The 17,459-nt window shown below is 51.3% G+C and carries 13 protein-coding genes; 9 read left to right on the top strand and 4 right to left on the bottom strand.

All coding sequences use genetic code 11. The annotated features are described in order from the left end of the window. Positions 1-49: 49 nt before the first annotated feature. The 3 genes from E4Z61_RS17745 to E4Z61_RS17735 form a co-directional block, all read right to left on the bottom strand. Positions 50-658, bottom strand: coding sequence for a glutathione S-transferase (locus tag E4Z61_RS17745; protein WP_135323895.1), 609 nt, complete (start codon positions 656-658; stop codon positions 50-52). A 70-nt stretch (positions 659-728) separates the two neighbouring features. Beyond that, complete coding sequence (locus E4Z61_RS17740) at positions 729-1,865, bottom strand: HlyD family secretion protein (protein ID WP_135323894.1); 1,137 nt, start codon at positions 1,863-1,865, stop codon at positions 729-731. Positions 1,866-1,867: 2 nt separating this feature from the next. Beyond that, the gene (locus tag E4Z61_RS17735; RefSeq protein WP_135323893.1) at positions 1,868-2,224 is read right to left on the bottom strand and encodes a DUF3302 domain-containing protein; all 357 of its coding nucleotides are present in this window, start codon (positions 2,222-2,224) and stop codon (positions 1,868-1,870) included. Positions 2,225-2,754: 530 nt separating this feature from the next. On the opposite strand from E4Z61_RS17735, the gene mtlA reads away from it, so the two are divergent. The 3 genes from mtlA (at position 2,755) to mtlR (ending at position 6,547) form a co-directional block, all read left to right on the top strand. Continuing rightward, the gene (gene mtlA, locus E4Z61_RS17730; RefSeq protein WP_135323892.1) at positions 2,755-4,668 is read left to right on the top strand and encodes a PTS mannitol transporter subunit IICBA; all 1,914 of its coding nucleotides are present in this window, start codon (positions 2,755-2,757) and stop codon (positions 4,666-4,668) included. A gap of 143 nt (positions 4,669-4,811) precedes the next feature. Next, complete coding sequence (mtlD, locus tag E4Z61_RS17725) at positions 4,812-5,960, top strand: mannitol-1-phosphate 5-dehydrogenase (protein WP_135323891.1); 1,149 nt, start codon at positions 4,812-4,814, stop codon at positions 5,958-5,960. Then, positions 5,957-6,547 carry a mannitol operon repressor MtlR gene (gene mtlR, locus E4Z61_RS17720; protein WP_135323890.1) on the top strand — a complete coding sequence of 197 codons (591 nt, stop codon included), beginning with the start codon at positions 5,957-5,959 and terminating at the stop codon, positions 6,545-6,547. Before mtlD ends, mtlR begins: the two co-directional genes overlap by 4 nt. Before the next feature lie 12 nt (positions 6,548-6,559). On the opposite strand, the gene E4Z61_RS17715 is transcribed toward mtlR, so the two are convergent. Further along, positions 6,560-6,766 carry a hypothetical protein gene (locus E4Z61_RS17715; protein WP_135323889.1) on the bottom strand — a complete coding sequence of 69 codons (207 nt, stop codon included), beginning with the start codon at positions 6,764-6,766 and terminating at the stop codon, positions 6,560-6,562. Positions 6,767-7,058: 292 nt separating this feature from the next. Here E4Z61_RS17715 and E4Z61_RS17710 point away from each other — a divergent pair, with 292 nt between their 5' ends. From E4Z61_RS17710 to lldD, 6 genes are all read left to right on the top strand, one after another. Then, complete coding sequence (locus tag E4Z61_RS17710; protein ID WP_135323888.1) at positions 7,059-7,421, top strand: YibL family ribosome-associated protein; 363 nt, start codon at positions 7,059-7,061, stop codon at positions 7,419-7,421. Positions 7,422-7,960: 539 nt separating this feature from the next. Continuing rightward, positions 7,961-8,644 (top strand): SadB/YajI family lipoprotein, encoded by a 684-nt coding sequence (locus E4Z61_RS17705; RefSeq protein WP_135323887.1) that lies wholly within the window; start codon positions 7,961-7,963, stop codon positions 8,642-8,644. 43 nt (positions 8,645-8,687) lie between these two features. Further along, positions 8,688-13,271, top strand: coding sequence for a YadA-like family protein (locus tag E4Z61_RS17700; protein WP_135323886.1), 4,584 nt, complete (start codon positions 8,688-8,690; stop codon positions 13,269-13,271). Positions 13,272-13,696: 425 nt separating this feature from the next. After that, the gene (gene lldP, locus E4Z61_RS17695) at positions 13,697-15,352 is read left to right on the top strand and encodes an L-lactate permease (RefSeq protein ID WP_135323885.1); all 1,656 of its coding nucleotides are present in this window, start codon (positions 13,697-13,699) and stop codon (positions 15,350-15,352) included. Further along, positions 15,349-16,125 carry a transcriptional regulator LldR gene (gene lldR / locus E4Z61_RS17690; RefSeq protein ID WP_135323884.1) on the top strand — a complete coding sequence of 259 codons (777 nt, stop codon included), beginning with the start codon at positions 15,349-15,351 and terminating at the stop codon, positions 16,123-16,125. Before lldP ends, lldR begins: the two co-directional genes overlap by 4 nt. Continuing rightward, positions 16,122-17,312, top strand: a complete 1,191-nt coding sequence (gene lldD, locus E4Z61_RS17685) for an FMN-dependent L-lactate dehydrogenase LldD (RefSeq protein ID WP_135323883.1) — start codon at positions 16,122-16,124, stop codon at positions 17,310-17,312. The genes lldR and lldD overlap by 4 nt, the downstream gene beginning before the upstream one ends. Positions 17,313-17,459: the final 147 nt, after the last annotated feature.

Genomic DNA, 17,459 nt, shown 5'->3' with positions numbered 1-17,459 from the left:
AATATGGGGGGATTGTACCGTGACTTTGCTCAGGCGGACATAACGCGCATCAAGCCTTTGGCGGTTCCGTGCGGGCAAAACTCTCACGCTGAAAGAGCGTTTCCACCAGCTTGACCAACCTTGGTCGGTCAACGCACCAACCGGGTGAGACCCGACGGAAATTGAGATAGCCCACCGCGCAAGCAATGGCGATGGTTGCCAGATTCACTGTATCTGTTTTCAGCGTACCGTCTGCCAGATAGCCTTCCAGCACATCCAGACTGCGGGTAATTTTCTCGCGCTGGCGCAGCAGTTCGATTTCTGACTGCTGTGCGGCGGGCCGGGCCTGTTCGCGTACAGAAACCAGTCCGGCATCCATAATGCCATCTGCCAGTGCTTCAAGTTGTCGTACTTTCAGTGACGCCAGCGGTTCACGCGGTAACATAGCTGGCGCGATATCCAGCAGTTCAATGTATTCCGCAATGATCGGGGAGTCGTACCAGTACTCTCCTTGATCGGTGACCAGCGCAGGCACTTTCCCTAACGGGTTATATCGTGCCACGCCGTTTTCCGCGTTGTAGGGGAGTTCATTAACAAATTCGAAAGTGATGCCCTTTTCCAGCAACAGAATGGAAATTTTTCGCACAAAAGGGCTGGTGTAGCTACCTATGAGTTTCATGCCGTGTCCTTTTTGCCAACAAAGGTATCAGTATGGCTCAGGCCACGGCAAATGGCAGGTGACGGCGGTCTCAATGATCTAAATAAAGGTAGTGCATCCAGCTGGTCATACGCAGCAATACCTTACGCATCACCGACACGTGGGCGAAGTGGTCGGAGTAAACCGCTACCTGCGCATAAATGCCGTCCGGTAAGGCGTCTACTTCAGCATTCGGATCCAGTTCAATCGTTGCCAGCACGCCATCGGTACCCGGCACCACGGTTAAGGACTGCAACGCTCCCTGGGCCTGATAAGAGCCTCCCGGCACAACCGGCAGAATGCTGGTCAACTTACCGGAGAAAACCTGGCCTGGCAGCGCATTAAACACCACTTCCGCTTCATCGCCCGGTTTAAGACGCAGCAATGAGTTCTGGCGGAACTGGGCCACAATCTGGCGTTTCTGTTCAGGAATAAAGACCATCACTGGACGCAGAGGCAGCGCAGCAGCATAGGTTCCCGGACGGATCAGCACCTGCGTGATATAGCCATTGCTTGGCGCACGTACGACAGTCTGATCCAGATTGTATTTCGCTTCGGCAAGCTGAGCGCGCAGAGAGGCAACCTGCGACTGTTCACCGTTGACCATACTGTCTAACTGAGTTTGGATCTGGGTTTGTTCAGCAACGGAGCCTTTCACCAGCGCATCCTGTGCCAGATAGTTCTGCCGTGCGTTGTCGATATCGCTTTCAGAAAACGGGTTAACCTTAGCCTGGCTGCCTTTCAGGTAACGCTGATAGTCTTTATACAGACGATCGCGCTCAGCGGACACACGCGTGGTGTTGGCTACTGCTTCCGAAAGTTGTGCTTTCAGATTGTCGATATTGTGCGTGGCGGTGACCAGATCGGCCTGTAGTCTGTCGACACGCGCCTGGTAGCGGCCTGGATCGAGTTTAAACAGCACCTCGCCTTTTTTAATCAGCTGGTTATTTTTATCGGTAACCTCGCTCACAATCCCCGTGACCTGCGGGGTAATCGGAATGGAGATAACCGCTTTTTGCGCGGTGTAGGTATACGGGTGGTTGTAGTTCATTAATAAAATGAGGCCCGCAACAATAAACACCCCACCTAATGCCGCAGTAGCAAGTGTCCATTGGTTTACCGGGATACGGAATATTTTAAAGATGGCCCAGGCAAATGCCACATAGGTCAAAACAATCAACAGATCCATGATCAGCGCTCCAGCGTGTTCTTATCAGCAGAGGGTTGCACCGCAGCCAGTTTTTGTTCCAGGTCGGCTACGCGTTTCGCAAGAGCGTCAACGTCAGGGTTTCCAACTGACGGCTGAATGTGATTTTGCATCCCCCAGCCGCGTTCGGGTTGGTAGAGCGTGGCCCAAATCCACAGGAACGGCCAAATGGCATGGAGCGTAAACAGGCTAATCCAACCCGCCGTATGAATAGCATCGGCATGAGGATGGTTACGCTTTTTAGCCATGTTGTAGGGAATATCATGGATGGCGATGATTCCGTAAAACAGAACCAGGAAAACGAAAATGAGCACGCCCAACGCAAAATAATTTAGAAACATACCTGCCTCGAATTCACACTAATAAGAGTTTTTTTGTGCTGGCAGCCGTATGCACCCTGGCTGATGTCTTGAACATAACTGGAGTTAGCGATTTTTGCCATACCACAAAAAAAATATATTTTCTGTGTAAAAATTGCTTTATTTTTCACAAAAATTGCGCGGGGTAGAATCTGCTACAGATCACGTTGGGCTAAAACCAGATGAAAATATCTTGTGATTCACATCACAAAAATTCAACAAACAACGCAACGAAAAACGTGAACCATTTCACATTTACTTGCCATTTTGGGTGAATTCTCACCCGAAGATGTTTTTTTGTACCGATGTTTTGTGATTAAGATCACATTAACTACCGCCATACACCCTATATTTACGTGATTAAGATCACACAAAAAGGCGTCGACTGGACAGTTGAACGATTCAGTGCCAGATTTCGCAGTATCTACAGGGTCCGGCTACCTCCTGCCGCTACATTAACAAACCTCGGGCTTTCAGCCTGCGCGATAGCAAACATAAGAAGGGGTGTTTTTATGTCATCCGATTTTAAGATCAAAGTGCAAAGCTTTGGTCGATTCCTCAGCAACATGGTGATGCCAAATATCGGCGCGTTTATCGCATGGGGTATTATCACCGCATTATTCATTCCGACAGGGTGGTTGCCGAGCGAAACGCTGGCGAAGCTCGTCGGACCGATGATCACCTACCTCCTGCCACTGCTGATTGGTTATACCGGCGGTAAACTGGTTGGCGGCGATCGTGGCGGCGTGGTCGGTGCCATCACCACCATGGGTGTTATCGTCGGTGCAGATATGCCGATGTTCCTCGGTGCGATGATCGCAGGTCCACTGGGTGGCTGGGCAATTAAACACTTTGATAGCTGGGTTGACGGTAAGATCAAATCCGGTTTTGAAATGCTGGTGAACAACTTCTCCGCCGGCATTATCGGTATGATCCTCGCGATTCTGGCATTCCTCGGCATTGGTCCGGCGGTTGAAGTTCTGTCAAAAATTCTCGCGGCGGGCGTTAACTTCATGGTTGTCCATGACATGCTGCCGCTGGCGTCTATCTTTGTAGAACCGGCGAAAATCCTGTTCCTCAACAACGCCATCAACCACGGTATTTTCTCACCTCTGGGTATTCAGCAGTCTCATGAGATGGGCAAATCCATCTTCTTCCTGATTGAAGCAAACCCTGGCCCAGGTATGGGCGTCCTGCTGGCGTACATGTTCTTTGGTCGCGGTAGCGCTAAACAGTCTGCGGGCGGTGCGGCTATCATCCACTTCCTGGGCGGTATCCACGAAATTTACTTCCCGTACGTACTGATGAACCCACGTCTGATTCTGGCCGTTATCCTTGGTGGTATGACCGGCGTGTTCACCCTGACTATCCTGGGTGGCGGTCTGGTTTCTCCGGCATCTCCGGGGTCTATCCTGGCCGTACTGGCAATGACACCGAAAGGGGCTTATTTCGCGAACATCGCTGCAATCTGTGCCGCAATGGCAGTCTCCTTTGTGGTCTCGGCGGTTCTGCTGAAAACCAGCAAAGTGAAAGAAGAAGACGACATTGAAGCAGCAACGCGTCGTATGCAGGATATGAAGTCTGAATCAAAAGGCACATCTCCGCTGTCTGCTGGCGATGTCACCAACGACCTCAGCCACGTGCGCAAAATCATCGTAGCCTGTGATGCGGGGATGGGGTCCAGCGCAATGGGTGCAGGCGTGCTGCGTAAGAAAGTACAGGATGCGGGTCTGTCGCAGATTTCCGTGACCAACAGCGCGATTAACAACCTGCCACCGGATGTGGATCTGGTCATTACCCACCGCGATCTGACCGAACGTGCCATGCGCCAGGTTCCGCAGGCGCAGCATATTTCGCTGACCAACTTCCTCGACAGCGGCCTGTATTCCAGCCTGACTGAGCGTCTGGTTGCCGCACAGCGCCACAATGTTAATGAAGAGAAAGTTCGTGACCACCTGAAAGACAGTTTTGATGAGGGCGATAACAACCTGTTCAAACTGGGTGCGGAGAATATCTTCCTTGGCCGTAAAGCCACCAACAAAGAAGAAGCGATTCGCTTTGCCGGTGAGCAACTGGTGAAAGGCGGCTATGTTGAACCAGAGTACGTTGAAGCCATGCTGGACCGCGAAAAACTGACCCCGACCTACCTGGGTGAGTCCATCGCTGTACCGCACGGTACGGTTGAAGCCAAAGACCGCGTGCTGAAAACCGGGGTGGTGTTCTGCCAGTATCCGGAAGGCGTCCGCTTCGGTGAAGAAGAAGACGACATTGCCCGTCTGGTGATTGGTATCGCCGCACGTAACAACGAGCACATTCAGGTCATTACCAGCCTGACCAACGCGCTGGATGATGAATCCGTGATCGAACGTCTGGCAAAAACCACCAGCGTGGATGAAGTTCTGGCACTGCTGGCTGGTCGTAAGTAAGTCCCGTGGCCCGATGGCACTAGTGCTTATCGGGCCTACGTTCCACTCTCTCCGATAGCAGGAGAAGGTTGGGGTGAGGGGGAACGTATTGCTGTCCCTCACCCCAGCCCTCTTGGGTAAAAACATTAATGAAGGTTAATACTATGAAAGCATTACATTTTGGCGCAGGTAATATCGGTCGTGGCTTTATCGGCAAACTGCTGGCGGACGCGGGGATACAACTGACGTTTGCGGATGTAAATCAGGTAGTCCTTGATGCCCTGAATGCCCGTCATAGCTATCAGGTTCATGTGGTCGGTGAAAACGAGCAGGTGGATACCGTTTCCGGCGTCAATGCCGTCAGCAGCATCGGCGACGATGTCGTTGAACTGATTGCCCAGGTTGATTTAGTCACCACTGCCGTAGGTCCGGTCGTGCTTGAACGTATCGCGCCGGCCATCGCCAAAGGGCTGGTCAAACGTAAATCGCAGGGTATCACCACCCCATTAAATATCATTGCCTGTGAAAACATGGTGCGCGGCACCACCCAACTGAAAGGCCACGTGCTGAACGCGCTAGATGATGCGGATAAAGCCTGGGTCGAAGAACACGTTGGTTTTGTCGATTCCGCCGTAGACCGTATTGTCCCGCCTTCCGCTTCTGCAACCCACGATCCGCTGGAAGTCACCGTAGAAACCTTTAGCGAGTGGATTGTCGATAAAACCCAGTTCAAAGGTGAACTGCCGAATATCCCGGGAATGGAATTAACTGATAACCTAATGGCATTTGTCGAACGTAAGCTCTTCACGCTGAACACCGGGCATGCTATAACCGCGTACCTCGGAAAATTGACTGGTCATCAGACCATCCGTGACGCGATTCTCGACGAGAAAATCCGCACAGTGGTAAAAGGTGCGATGGAAGAGAGCGGCGCGGTACTGATCAAACGCTATGGCTTTGATGCGACAAAACATGCGGCATATATTCAGAAAATCCTCGGTCGTTTTGAAAACCCGTACCTGAAAGATGACGTTGAGCGCGTTGGCCGTCAGCCGCTGCGTAAACTGAGCGCAGGCGACCGTTTAATCAAGCCGCTGCTCGGCACGCTGGAGTACGGCCTGCCGCACGTTAACCTGGTTCAGGGTATTGCTGCGGCGATGCATTACCGCAGTGAAGAAGACCCGCAGGCGCAGGAACTGGCGGCGTTGATTGACGAAAAAGGCCCACAGGCCGCGCTGGCACAGGTTTCCGGACTGGATGCCAACAGCGACGTGGTGGCGGAGGCGGTTAACGCATATAACGCGACCAAATGATACAGAATGCGGCGCAGGTCAACCTGCGCCCGAATAGCAGATTGTCAGATATGCAGGCAATAATGGAACAAACGCAGGCCTTTGAAAATCGTGTGCTTGAGCGTCTGAATGCTGGCAAAACCGTACGCAGCTTCCTCATCACCGCCGTAGATTTACTCACCGAGGCGGTGAATATCTTGGTGCTTCAGGTATTTCGCAAAGACGACTACGCGGTGAAATATGCAGTGGAACCGTTGCTCGACGGCGACGGACCGCTGGGCGATCTGTCGGTCCGTCTGAAGCTGATCTACGGCCTGGGCGTACTCAGCCGCCCTGAGTATGAAGATGCCGAGCTGCTGATGGCGCTGCGTGAAGAGTTAAATCATGACGGTAACGAATATGCGTTCACCGACGACGAAATTCTCGGACCGTTTGGTGAACTGCACTGCGTGACGGCACTCCCCCCACCACCACAGTTTGATACCTCAGACTCGGGTTTGTACGCCATGCAAATCCAGCGCTACCAGCAAATGGTGCGCTCAACCATGGTGCTCTCGCTGACCGAGCTGATTTCTAAAATCAGCTTAAAAAAAGCCTTTCAGAAATAACACCATGCCAGGTTACTTTTCTTCCTGCTGTGGTCGATACAGCTGCCGGTAGTACTCCAGGCGCTGCAAATACAGCGGCACATTTTCCTGTGGGACCTCAGAAGGCACCGTGTTACGCGGCGGTGTTTTATTCAGGTATTCGCGAAAAGCCTGGCTTGACGCCATAAAATCGATGGTCTTATCAATAAGAATTGAAACGTTCTCGCCTATTTTCGCCATGATGATTCATCCTCCATGTATTTTCCGCGCCCAGCCTGTGCGGTTGATGATTTAAGTTTAGGATCGGATGGGTAAATATATTGAGGAAAACGTGCTTCACTCGGCAGCCGCCGACAAAAAGCACCACCAACGATCTTATTTCTTAAAATTCCTTTTAAATCAATCAACTAACATTATCGTTAGTGAAATAATATTTGCGGCATTTGATTATTTATCGTCGATTAGTTGAGAATAATCCCCCTCTGCGCGCATACTATAGGATATTCATCCTATTTTTATCAGAAGCTATCCTATGAAAGAAGTCGAAAAAAACGAAATTAAACGTCTGAGCGATCGCCTGGACGCCATCCGCCACCAGCAGGCAGACCTGTCACTGGTTGAAGCCGCCGACAAATATGCCGAGCTGGAAAAAGAGAAAGAAACGCTGGAAGCCGAGATCGTGCGCCTGCGTGAAGTTCATGGTCAGAAGCTGAGCAAAGAAGCACAGAAGCTCAGCAAACTCCCATTCCGTCGTGCCATCACCAAAAAAGAGCAGGCAGACATGGGCAAGCTGAAGAAAAGCGTGCGTGGTCTGGTGGTCGTACACCCAATGACCGAACTGGGTCGTGAAATGGGCCTGAAAGAGATGACAGGGTTCTCAAAGACCGCGTTTTAAGTTCCTTTCTCGTCCATGTCACCACAGTTTCCACATTTCTACTCGCTCCTGCTGGCACATGCAGGAGCCTCTTTCAAATACCAAACATGATTAACATTGCATGTTCAATGTGCCCGATTGCTTGCATGAGCGTCGCAAGTCAAATTCTGAAAATATGCTGCGTAATAAAAGAGCTATATATAAATAATAGGTATGATTATTTACATCTCAATGATTAATTATTTATATTTTTCAGATAATGTCACATTTCTAGTCACAAAACATCCACCATACAAATATTAACTTCTTACCCTCCTCGCCTTAACTCCGTTAAACATTTGACATGAATTGACACCGATCATTAAAATTCGCGAGATTAACTCATTACTATCTACAAACTAAAACAATTTGACATTTAATAACGCATTCTCAATAGCCATTAATTCAAAAAAACTCTCTCATAAATTTTTATTGTGAATATGGAATATTAAATCATTCATACAAAAAATAACTACGCCGTAGTTATCAACGCATCAGGATTATGAAAAGGAATTCATCCTATGAGCATAAAAAAAGCACTACTAAACGTGTTAACAATATCGTCACTCTGCGCATTAACGGGGTGTGACTATACTGAAAAAGTAAACTCAATCGATGAGTTTGCCAAACAGCAAGCGTTGCAACAAAGTCAAATAGACACACTAAAAAAGCAGCAAGAACAATATAAAAACAAAATTGAAATTATTGAAAAACAACAAAATAGCATCATAAGCAGTACCAAAACACTTGCCAGCATCGTGAAGACAGTCAAAGACAAACAGGACGAATTTGTCTTCACTGAATTTAACCCAGCACAAACCCAATACTTCATTTTAAATAATGGCTCTGTCGGTTTGGCAGGTCGGATACTATCTGTCAATGCGGTTGAAAATGGCAGCGTTATTCGTATTTCGTTGGTTAACCTATTAAGCGTTCCCGTATCAAATATTGGCTTTCATGCTACATGGGGCAATGAAAAACCTGCCGATGCTAAAGACTTAGCAAAATGGCAGCAATTACTATTCAGCACCTCAATGAACTCCTCGCTGAAATTATTACCAGGTCAATGGCAAGACATTAATCTGACGCTGAAAGGCGTATCTCCCAAAAATCTGAAATACCTGAAACTCGCCATCAATATGGCAAACCTTCAGTTCGACGACCTTCACTCTGCGGAATCCCGACAGAAAAAAAGCAAAAAATAAATGCAACTTATGCGCTTATATAAAGGAATAGAGAGCATCAATAATGAACAAAATATTTAAAGTGATCTGGAACCCGGCGACGGGCAGTTATAGCGTTGCCAGCGAAACGGCAAAAAGCTGTGGGAAGAAGAGCGGGCGCAGTAAGCTGTTAGTTTCTGCGTTGGTTGCGGGTGGGTTGTTGTCGTCTGGAGCACATGCAGAAGTCGCGCTTGATGGCGGTAAATCTGCTGAAGCTACTCCTCTTAGTAATGGCTGGATTGCCATTGGTATAGGGGCAGTCGCAACATCAGCACAAACAGGGCCAAGTGGAGGCTCCAATACATCAAGTGTTGCAATAGGACAAAATGCGTTCTCTGGCGTGGGGAGTACCTTATTAGGCTTCAGTAGCAATGCGTCAGGAGAAAGAGCGGTAGCGTTGGGGCAAGCAACTGTAGCTACTGGCAGCCGGGCTATTGCACTCGGAAGTGCGGCTCAAGCAACCAAAGAGTATTCCCTTGCGTTGGGGAATAGCGCTCATGCTAACGGTGATTATGCCACCGCGATAGGCAAAGACAGCGAAGCCAATGGCTTGTATTCACTCGCGATAGGCCAAGCAAGTGAGGCGACCAAAGCCGGTTCTGTTGCTATGGGCTATAACAGCCAGTCGAACGGGACAGGGGCTGTCGCGCTAGGGCAGGACAGCTTTGTGAGCGGAAACAACAGCGTCGCTCTGGGTAATGGAGCCAGAACATCAGGAAATAATTCCGTCGCGCTTGGTGCGGGTTCTCTCGCAGCGGAAGACAATGTTATCTCTGTCGGTAACAATACGGACCAGCGAAAAATTGTATTTGTTGATAAAGGCATCATCAACAAAACAAGTACCGATGCCGTCAATGGTTCGCAGATTTTTGCGCTTAGCCAATCGGTAGCAAACCGGTTAGGCGGCAATGCCAGCGTGAATGCTGCTGACGGAACCGTTAATGCGCCAACCTATACTATTTCCTCAGGGACCTACAACAATGTAGGTGATGCTCTTGATGCAGTGAATTCGACAATCAACACCACCAATACGGCGGTGACAGATCTGAAGGACGATTCTCTGCTATGGGATGGCACTGCATTCAGTGCCAAACACGGCACCAGCACCACCAACAAAATCACCAACGTCATGGCCGGTAGCCTGTCAGACACCAGCACCGATGCCGTCAACGGCTCGCAGCTGAAAACGACAAACGATAACGTTGCCACCAACACCACCAACATCACTAACCTGACCAATGATGTCGCGGATATCAACACCACGATCACGGGCCTGGAAGATGATGCCCTGCAGTGGAATGGTACTGCATTCAGTGCCAAACACGGCACCAACACCACCAGCAAAATCACCAACGTCATGGCCGGTGACCTGTCAGGCACCAGCACCGATGCCGTCAACGGCGCGCAGCTGAAAACGACAAACGATAACGTTGCCACCAACACCACCAACATCACCAACCTGACCAATGATGTCGCGGATATCAACACCACGATCACGGGCCTGGAAGATGATGCCCTGCAGTGGAATGGTACTGCATTCAGTGCCAAACACGGCACCAGCACCACCAACAAAATCACCAACGTCATGGCCGGTGACCTGTCAGGCACCAGCACCGATGCCGTCAACGGCTCGCAGCTGAAAACGACAAACGATAACGTTGCCACCAACACCACCAACATCACCAACCTGACCAATGATGTCGCGGATATCAACACCACGATCACGGGCCTGGAAGATGATTCCCTGCAGTGGAATGGTACTGCGTTCAGCGCCAAACATGGCACCAACACCACCAGCAAAATCACCAACGTCATGGCCGGTGACCTGTCAGGCACCAGCACCGATGCCGTCAACGGCGCGCAGCTGAAAACGACAAACGATAACGTTGCCACCAACACCACCAACATCACTAACCTGACTAATGATGTCGCGGATATCAACACCACGATCACGGGCCTGGAAGATGATTCCCTGCAGTGGAATGGTACTGCGTTCAGCGCCAAACATGGCACCAGCACCACCAACAAAATCACCAACGTCATGGCCGGTGACCTGTCAGGCACCAGCACCGATGCCGTCAACGGCGCGCAGCTGAAAACCACCAACGATAACGTTGCCACCAACACCACCAACATCACTAACCTGACTAATGATGTCGCGGATATCAACACCACGATCACGGGCCTGGAAGATGATTCCCTGCAGTGGAATGGTACTGCGTTCAGTGCCAAACATGGCACCAGCACCACCAACAAAATCATTAATGTGGCGGCGGGTACACTATCGTCGTCAAGTACCGATGCCGTAAATGGCGGACAACTGTATGGTTTGAGCAGTTCTATCGCTAACTATTTGGGTGGAAATGCCTCTGTTGATTCAAGCGGCGTGTTTACTGGCCCAACCTATAATATCGGGGGCACTGATTACGATAACGTAGGTGAAGCATTAGCCGCTATTGACTCCTCAGTTGTAGCCTCACTCGGTGATGCCCTTGCCTGGGATGCCAAAACAGGCACATTCACAGCCAGTCATGGTGGTAGTGCCAGTAAAATCACTAACGTCGCCGCCGGTTCAATTTCTAAAGACAGCGCAGACGCAGTGAACGGTGGACAGCTCTATGATGTAAGCAACTCTATTAGTGACATTCTTGGCGGTGGTTCCACTGTTAATGCTGACGGCACAATCAACGCACCAGCCTATACTATCGCTAATACTGACTACGATAATGTAGGTGATGCACTGAGCGCGATAGACTCGACGCTTGATGATGCAATGATTTGGGATGATAACGCAGGTGCCTTTAGTGCGGCCCACGATAGTGATACCACCAGTAAAATCACTAATGTAAAAGCCGGAAACGTGGCGGTTGATAGCACCGATGCGGTTAATGGTTCTCAGTTGTATGCCACAAATGTGCTCATCAACCAGAATAGCGATTTGATTAACCAGCTCGCTGGCGACACCAGTACGACCTATATTGAAGAGCATGGTGCAGGTGTAAATTACGTCCGTACAAACGATACCGGCTTGACCTTTATAGATGCCAGCGCAGCGGGCGTCGGCTCTACCGCGTTGGGTTATAACGCGACCGCATCGGGTGAAAACAGCCTCGCTATTGGTCGAGACAGTGTCAGCTCGATCGACTCCGGTATAGCACTGGGCAGTGGCTCAACCTCTGACCGTGTCATCGTCAAGGGCTCCCGTTCTGGCAGCGTAACGGAAAACGGGGTTGTCATTGGTTATGACACCACTGATGGCGAATTACTCGGTGCGCTATCTGTAGGTAAAGATGGTGAAAGTTATCGCCAAATCATTAACGTCGCAGATGGTTCAGAGGCTCATGACGTCGTCACTGTCCGTCAGTTGCAAAATGCGATAGGTTCAGTTGCAAGCACTCCTGCTAAGTACTTCCACTCAAACTCGAAAGAAGAGGATTCACTGGCCGTTGGCGCGGACTCTCTGGCGGTGGGTGCAAAAACAGTGGTCAATGGTGATGCCGGAATTGGTATTGGTTATGGCTCCTTAGTGGTGCAGGACGCAATTAACGGTATCGCTATCGGTTCCAGTGCTCACGCGAACCATGCTAACAGCATTGCAATGGGTAACGGTTCTCAAACCACCGTTGGGGCTCAAAGCAACTATACCGCTTACAATATGGATGCCCCGCAAAACTCGGTGGGTGAATTCTCTGTAGGCAGCACCAATGGTCAGAGGCAAATCACTAACGTGGCAGCGGGCTCACAGGATACCGATGCGGTTAATGTTGGGCAGTTGAAAGTGACGGATGCGCGCGTTGAGAGCAACACGACCAGTATCAATAACCTGAATAACCAGGTGAGCAATCTCGATACCCGTGTTACCAACATCGAGAATGGTATTGGCGATATTGTTACTACCGGAAGTACGAAATACTTCAAGACGAATACAACCGGTGCGGATGCCAATGCACAGGGGGCGGACAGCATCGCTATCGGTTCAGGATCAATCGCTGCTGCAGATAACAGTGTTGCCTTAGGTACAGGTTCGATCGCCGATGAAACTAATACCATATCTGTGGGGTCATCAACTAATCAGCGCCGCATCACCAATGTTGCTGCCGGTAAAAATGACACTGATGCAGTGAACGTCGCACAGTTGAAATCGTCCACTGAGGGTGGTGTTCGTTACGGTACGAATGAAGACGGTACGATTAACTACAGTACGTTAAACCTGGGTGATGGTAAGGGTGGCACGACGCAAATCAGTAATGTGTCAGCCGCTGTGAACGATCACGATGCTGTTAACTACGCACAGCTGAAACAAAGTATCCAAGATACCAATAGCTACACAGACCAGAAAATGGTTGAAATGGATAACAAAGTGAAGGGCGTAGAGAAAAAAATGAGCGGTGGTGTAGCTTCGGCAATGGCGATGACTGCCTTGCCCCAAGCCTATACGCCAGGTGCCAGCATGACCTCTATTGGTGGCGGTACTTACAACGGTGAATCGGCTGTTGCTTTAGGTGTATCGATGGTGAGTGCCAATGGTCGTTGGGTCTACAAATTACAAGGTAGTACCAATAGCCAAGGTGAATACTCCGCCGCACTCGGTGCCGGTATTCAGTGGTAATTATCCATTAAGTTAGAATGACTAAGGGTAAACGCCAAATTGTCTGATGCGCTATGCTCATCAGACCTGGAAGGTGAATCAGCACATTCCTGTAGGCCGGATAAGGCGTTCACGCCGCATCCGGCAAAATAAGGTGCACCTGGTCAACAATCTGCGGGCAATTCTCTGATGAGGATTGCCCTTTTCTTTACCAGACATCTTCCTCACCCAAAATTGGCCCTACCAATTATTCGCTTATCTGGCTTCTGGTTCACAGTTCATCAAATTAAACTCACATTAGCGTTGCCATTAAATAACATTTGATTAACCATTCGTTGTCATTATCCCTACACAACAATATTGGCAGGGCCACTTTTACACATAATGTGACGAAGAGATGAGCACAGACTCATTGCATTATGTCAGTGGCCCCCAGGAGACCTGCAATGAATCTCTGGCAACAAAACTACGACCCAGCCGGTAACATCTGGCTTTCAAGCCTGATTGCCTCACTCCCTATCCTGTTCTTTTTCTTCGCGCTGATTAAGCTCAAGCTGAAAGGTTATGTTGCAGCATCGTGGACGGTGGTGATCGCCCTGTTGGTCGCCTTGTTGTTCTACAAAATGCCGGTCGATCACGCGCTGGCCTCCGTGGTGTACGGCTTCTTCTATGGTCTGTGGCCGATTGCCTGGATCATTATTGCAGCAGTATTCGTCTATAAAATCTCGGTTAAGACCGGGCAGTTCGACATTATCCGCTCCTCAATCTTGTCGATTACGCCTGACCAGCGTCTGCAAATGCTGATTGTCGGCTTCTGCTTTGGTGCATTCCTTGAGGGAGCAGCAGGATTTGGCGCTCCGGTGGCGATTACCGCCGCGCTGCTGGTTGGCCTCGGCTTTAACCCGTTGTACGCGGCAGGGTTATGCCTGATTGTGAACACCGCGCCGGTGGCGTTTGGTGCAATGGGCATCCCGATCCTGGTCGCGGGTCAGGTCACCGGGCTGGACAGTTTTGAAATCGGCCAGATGGTGGGTCGCCAGCTGCCGTTCCTGACGATTATCGTCCTGTTCTGGATCATGGCGATTATGGACGGCTGGCGCGGCGTGAAAGAGACCTGGCCTGCGGTGATGGTCGCGGGCGGCTCCTTTGCCATCGCGCAGTACCTCAGTTCTAACTTTATCGGGCCGGAACTACCGGACATTATCTCTTCTCTGGTATCGCTGGTGTGTTTGACTCTGTTCCTGAAACGCTGGCAGCCGGTGCGCATCTTCCGCTTTGGCGATATGGGCGCTTCACAGGTCGATCAAACGCTGGCCCGCACTCACTACACCACATCCCAGGTGGTTCGCGCCTGGTCGCCGTTCCTGTTCCTGACGGCAACGGTCACGCTGTGGAGCATCCCACCGTTTAAAGCGCTATTTGCGCCAGGCGGCGCCATGTACCACTGGGTCGTCAATATTCCAGTTCCGTTCCTCGATAAACTGGTGGCCCGCATGCCGCCGGTGGTACACGAAGCCACGGCCTATGCGGCGGTGTACAAGTTTGATTGGTTCTCGGCGACCGGCACTGCCATTCTGTTTGCCGCGCTGCTGTCTATCGTCTGGTTGAAGATGAAACCGTCTGCCGCTCTGCAAACCTTCGGCAGCACGCTGAAAGAACTGTCGCTGCCCATCTATTCCATCGGGATGGTGCTCGCATTCGCGTTTATCTCTAACTACTCGGGGCTGTCCTCAACGCTGGCATTAGCACTGGCGCACACCGGCAGCGCCTTTACTTTCTTCTCGCCGTTCCTTGGCTGGTTGGGGGTATTCCTGACCGGGTCAGATACCTCGTCAAACGCACTGTTCGCAGCCTTGCAGGCAACGGCAGCTCAGCAAATCGGCGTCTCCGATGTGCTGCTGGTCGCGGCGAATACCACCGGTGGCGTGACCGGCAAGATGATCTCCCCGCAGTCTATCGCCATCGCCTGTGCGGCTGTGGGTCTGGTGGGTAAAGAATCTGACCTGTTCCGCTTTACCGTGAAACACAGCCTGATTTTCACCTGCATGGTCGGTGTGATTACCACGCTTCAGGCCTATGTCTTAACCTGGATGATTCCATGATTGTGATGCCCAGACGCCTGTCAGACGAGGTCGCTACTCGCGTGCGGGCACTGATTGAAGAACAACAGCTGGAGGCGGGCATGAAGTTGCCCGCCGAGCGCCAGCTAGCCGTACAGCTCGGCGTGTCACGCAATTCATTGCGCGAAGCGCTGGCAAAGCTGGTCAGTGAAGGCGTGCTGCTCAGTCGTCGCGGCGGCGGGACGTTTGTCCGCTGGCAACATGAAGCCTGGTCTGAACAAAACATTGTTCAGCCGCTGAAAAGCCTGATGGCAGACGACCCGGATTACAGCTTCGATATTCTCGAAGCCCGCCACGCCATCGAGGCCAGCACCGCGTGGCACGCCGCCATACGCGCCACAGCCGCCGACAAAGACAAAATCAGGCTCTGTTTCGAGGCGACGCAAAGTGAAGATCCGGATCTCGCCTCACAAGCAGACGTTCGCTTTCATCTTGCCATCGCGGAAGCCTCACACAATGTGGTGCTGCTGCAGACCATGCGGGGTTTCTTCGATGTGCTGCAGTCTTCGGTAAAACAGAGCCGCCAGCGTATGTATCTGGTGCCACCGGTATTTTCACAGCTCACGGAACAACATCTGGCAGTGCTGGATGCCATTGTTGCCGGGGACGCCGATGGCGCGCGTAAGGCGATGATGGCACACCTCAGTTTTGTCCACACCACCATTAAACGCTTTGATGAAGACCAGGCCCGCCAGGCGCGTATCACCCGTCTGCCCGGTGACCATAATGAAATTAGCAGGGAGAACAATACATGATTATTTCAGCAGCCAGCGATTATCGCGCCGCAGCCCAGCGCATTCTGCCCCCCTTCTTATTCCACTACATTGACGGTGGCGCTTATGCAGAACATACCCTGCGCCGCAACGTGGAAGATTTGTCAGAGGTGGCACTTCGCCAGCGTGTACTGAAAAACATGTCTGACTTAAGCCTGGAAACCACCCTGTTTAACGAAAAACTGTCGATGCCAGTGGCCCTGGCACCGGTCGGTTTATGCGGTATGTATGCGCGTCGGGGCGAAGTTCAGGCCGCCGCTGCCGCCGATGCCAAGGGCATTCCATTTACCCTTTCGACGGTTTCCGTCTGCCCAATTGAAGAAGTCGCCCCAACCATCAAGCGTCCGATGTGGTTCCAGCTGTACGTCCTGCGCGATCGTGGTTTTATGCGTAACGCCCTGGAGCGCGCCAAAGCGGCGGGTTGCTCAACGCTGGTCTTTACCGTCGATATGCCCACGCCCGGCGCGCGTTATCGTGATGCCCATTCTGGTATGAGCGGCCCGAACGCCGCACTGCGCCGTTATTGGCAGGCAGCGACCCATCCGCAATGGGCGTGGGACGTCGGCCTGAACGGTCGCCCGCATGATTTAGGCAATATCTCGACCTATCTTGGAAAACCCACCGGCCTTGAAGATTACATCGGCTGGCTGGCGAATAACTTCGATCCGTCCATCTCCTGGAAAGACCTCGAGTGGATCCGCGAATTCTGGGACGGCCCGATGGTGATCAAAGGGATCCTCGATCCAGAAGATGCCCGCGACGCCGTGCGCTTTGGTGCAGATGGTATCGTGGTATCTAACCACGGTGGCCGCCAGTTGGATGGCGTACTGTCTTCCGCGCGAGCACTCCCTGCCATAGCCGACGCGGTGAAAGGCGATATCGCGATTCTGGCAGACAGCGGCATTCGTAACGGCCTGGACGTGGTGCGCATGATTGCGCTGGGTGCCGATACCGTTCTGCTCGGTCGTGCTTACCTGTACGCGCTGGCGACCCACGGTCAGGCCGGTGTCGCCAACCTTTTGAACCTTATAGAGAAAGAGATGAAGGTCGCGATGACGCTGACCGGTGCTAGATCGATTAGCGAAATCAGCCGTGACTCGCTGGTACAGGAACTGGGTAAGTGTCTGCCTGCGGCGCTGGCTCCCCTGGTCCAGGGTAGCGCAGCGTAACAACATCCCCATAAAACCCCACTTTATGAATGGTCGGCCTGTTCCCAGTCCGACCATTTTTTATTCAAAAGTAACGACTAGTTAACATTTACACTCAATATATTTGACAACTTTTTATTCCCCTGTCAAATGTATATACAAGCTAAT

Source organism: Citrobacter tructae (genome assembly GCF_004684345.1).
In the GTDB taxonomy this organism is placed as follows: Bacteria; Pseudomonadota; Gammaproteobacteria; order Enterobacterales; family Enterobacteriaceae; genus Citrobacter; species Citrobacter tructae.
The sequence above is the reverse complement of the archived record's forward strand: the minus strand, read 5'-3'. Positions and strand labels throughout refer to the sequence as shown.

Coding starts and splice junctions, on each gene's coding strand:
- E4Z61_RS17715 (WP_135323889.1), bottom strand. CDS start 6,766: ATGGCGAAAATAGGCGAGAACGTTTCAATTCTTATTGATAAGACCATC.
- lldP (WP_135323885.1), top strand. CDS start 13,697: ATGAATCTCTGGCAACAAAACTACGACCCAGCCGGTAACATCTGGCTT.
- lldR (WP_135323884.1), top strand. CDS start 15,349: ATGATTGTGATGCCCAGACGCCTGTCAGACGAGGTCGCTACTCGCGTG.
- E4Z61_RS17710 (WP_135323888.1), top strand. CDS start 7,059: ATGAAAGAAGTCGAAAAAAACGAAATTAAACGTCTGAGCGATCGCCTG.
- lldD (WP_135323883.1), top strand. CDS start 16,122: ATGATTATTTCAGCAGCCAGCGATTATCGCGCCGCAGCCCAGCGCATT.
- E4Z61_RS17705 (WP_135323887.1), top strand. CDS start 7,961: ATGAGCATAAAAAAAGCACTACTAAACGTGTTAACAATATCGTCACTC.
- mtlA (WP_135323892.1), top strand. CDS start 2,755: ATGTCATCCGATTTTAAGATCAAAGTGCAAAGCTTTGGTCGATTCCTC.
- mtlD (WP_135323891.1), top strand. CDS start 4,812: ATGAAAGCATTACATTTTGGCGCAGGTAATATCGGTCGTGGCTTTATC.
- E4Z61_RS17745 (WP_135323895.1), bottom strand. CDS start 658: ATGAAACTCATAGGTAGCTACACCAGCCCTTTTGTGCGAAAAATTTCC.
- E4Z61_RS17740 (WP_135323894.1), bottom strand. CDS start 1,865: ATGGATCTGTTGATTGTTTTGACCTATGTGGCATTTGCCTGGGCCATC.
- mtlR (WP_135323890.1), top strand. CDS start 5,957: ATGATACAGAATGCGGCGCAGGTCAACCTGCGCCCGAATAGCAGATTG.
- E4Z61_RS17700 (WP_135323886.1), top strand. CDS start 8,688: ATGAACAAAATATTTAAAGTGATCTGGAACCCGGCGACGGGCAGTTAT.
- E4Z61_RS17735 (WP_135323893.1), bottom strand. CDS start 2,224: ATGTTTCTAAATTATTTTGCGTTGGGCGTGCTCATTTTCGTTTTCCTG.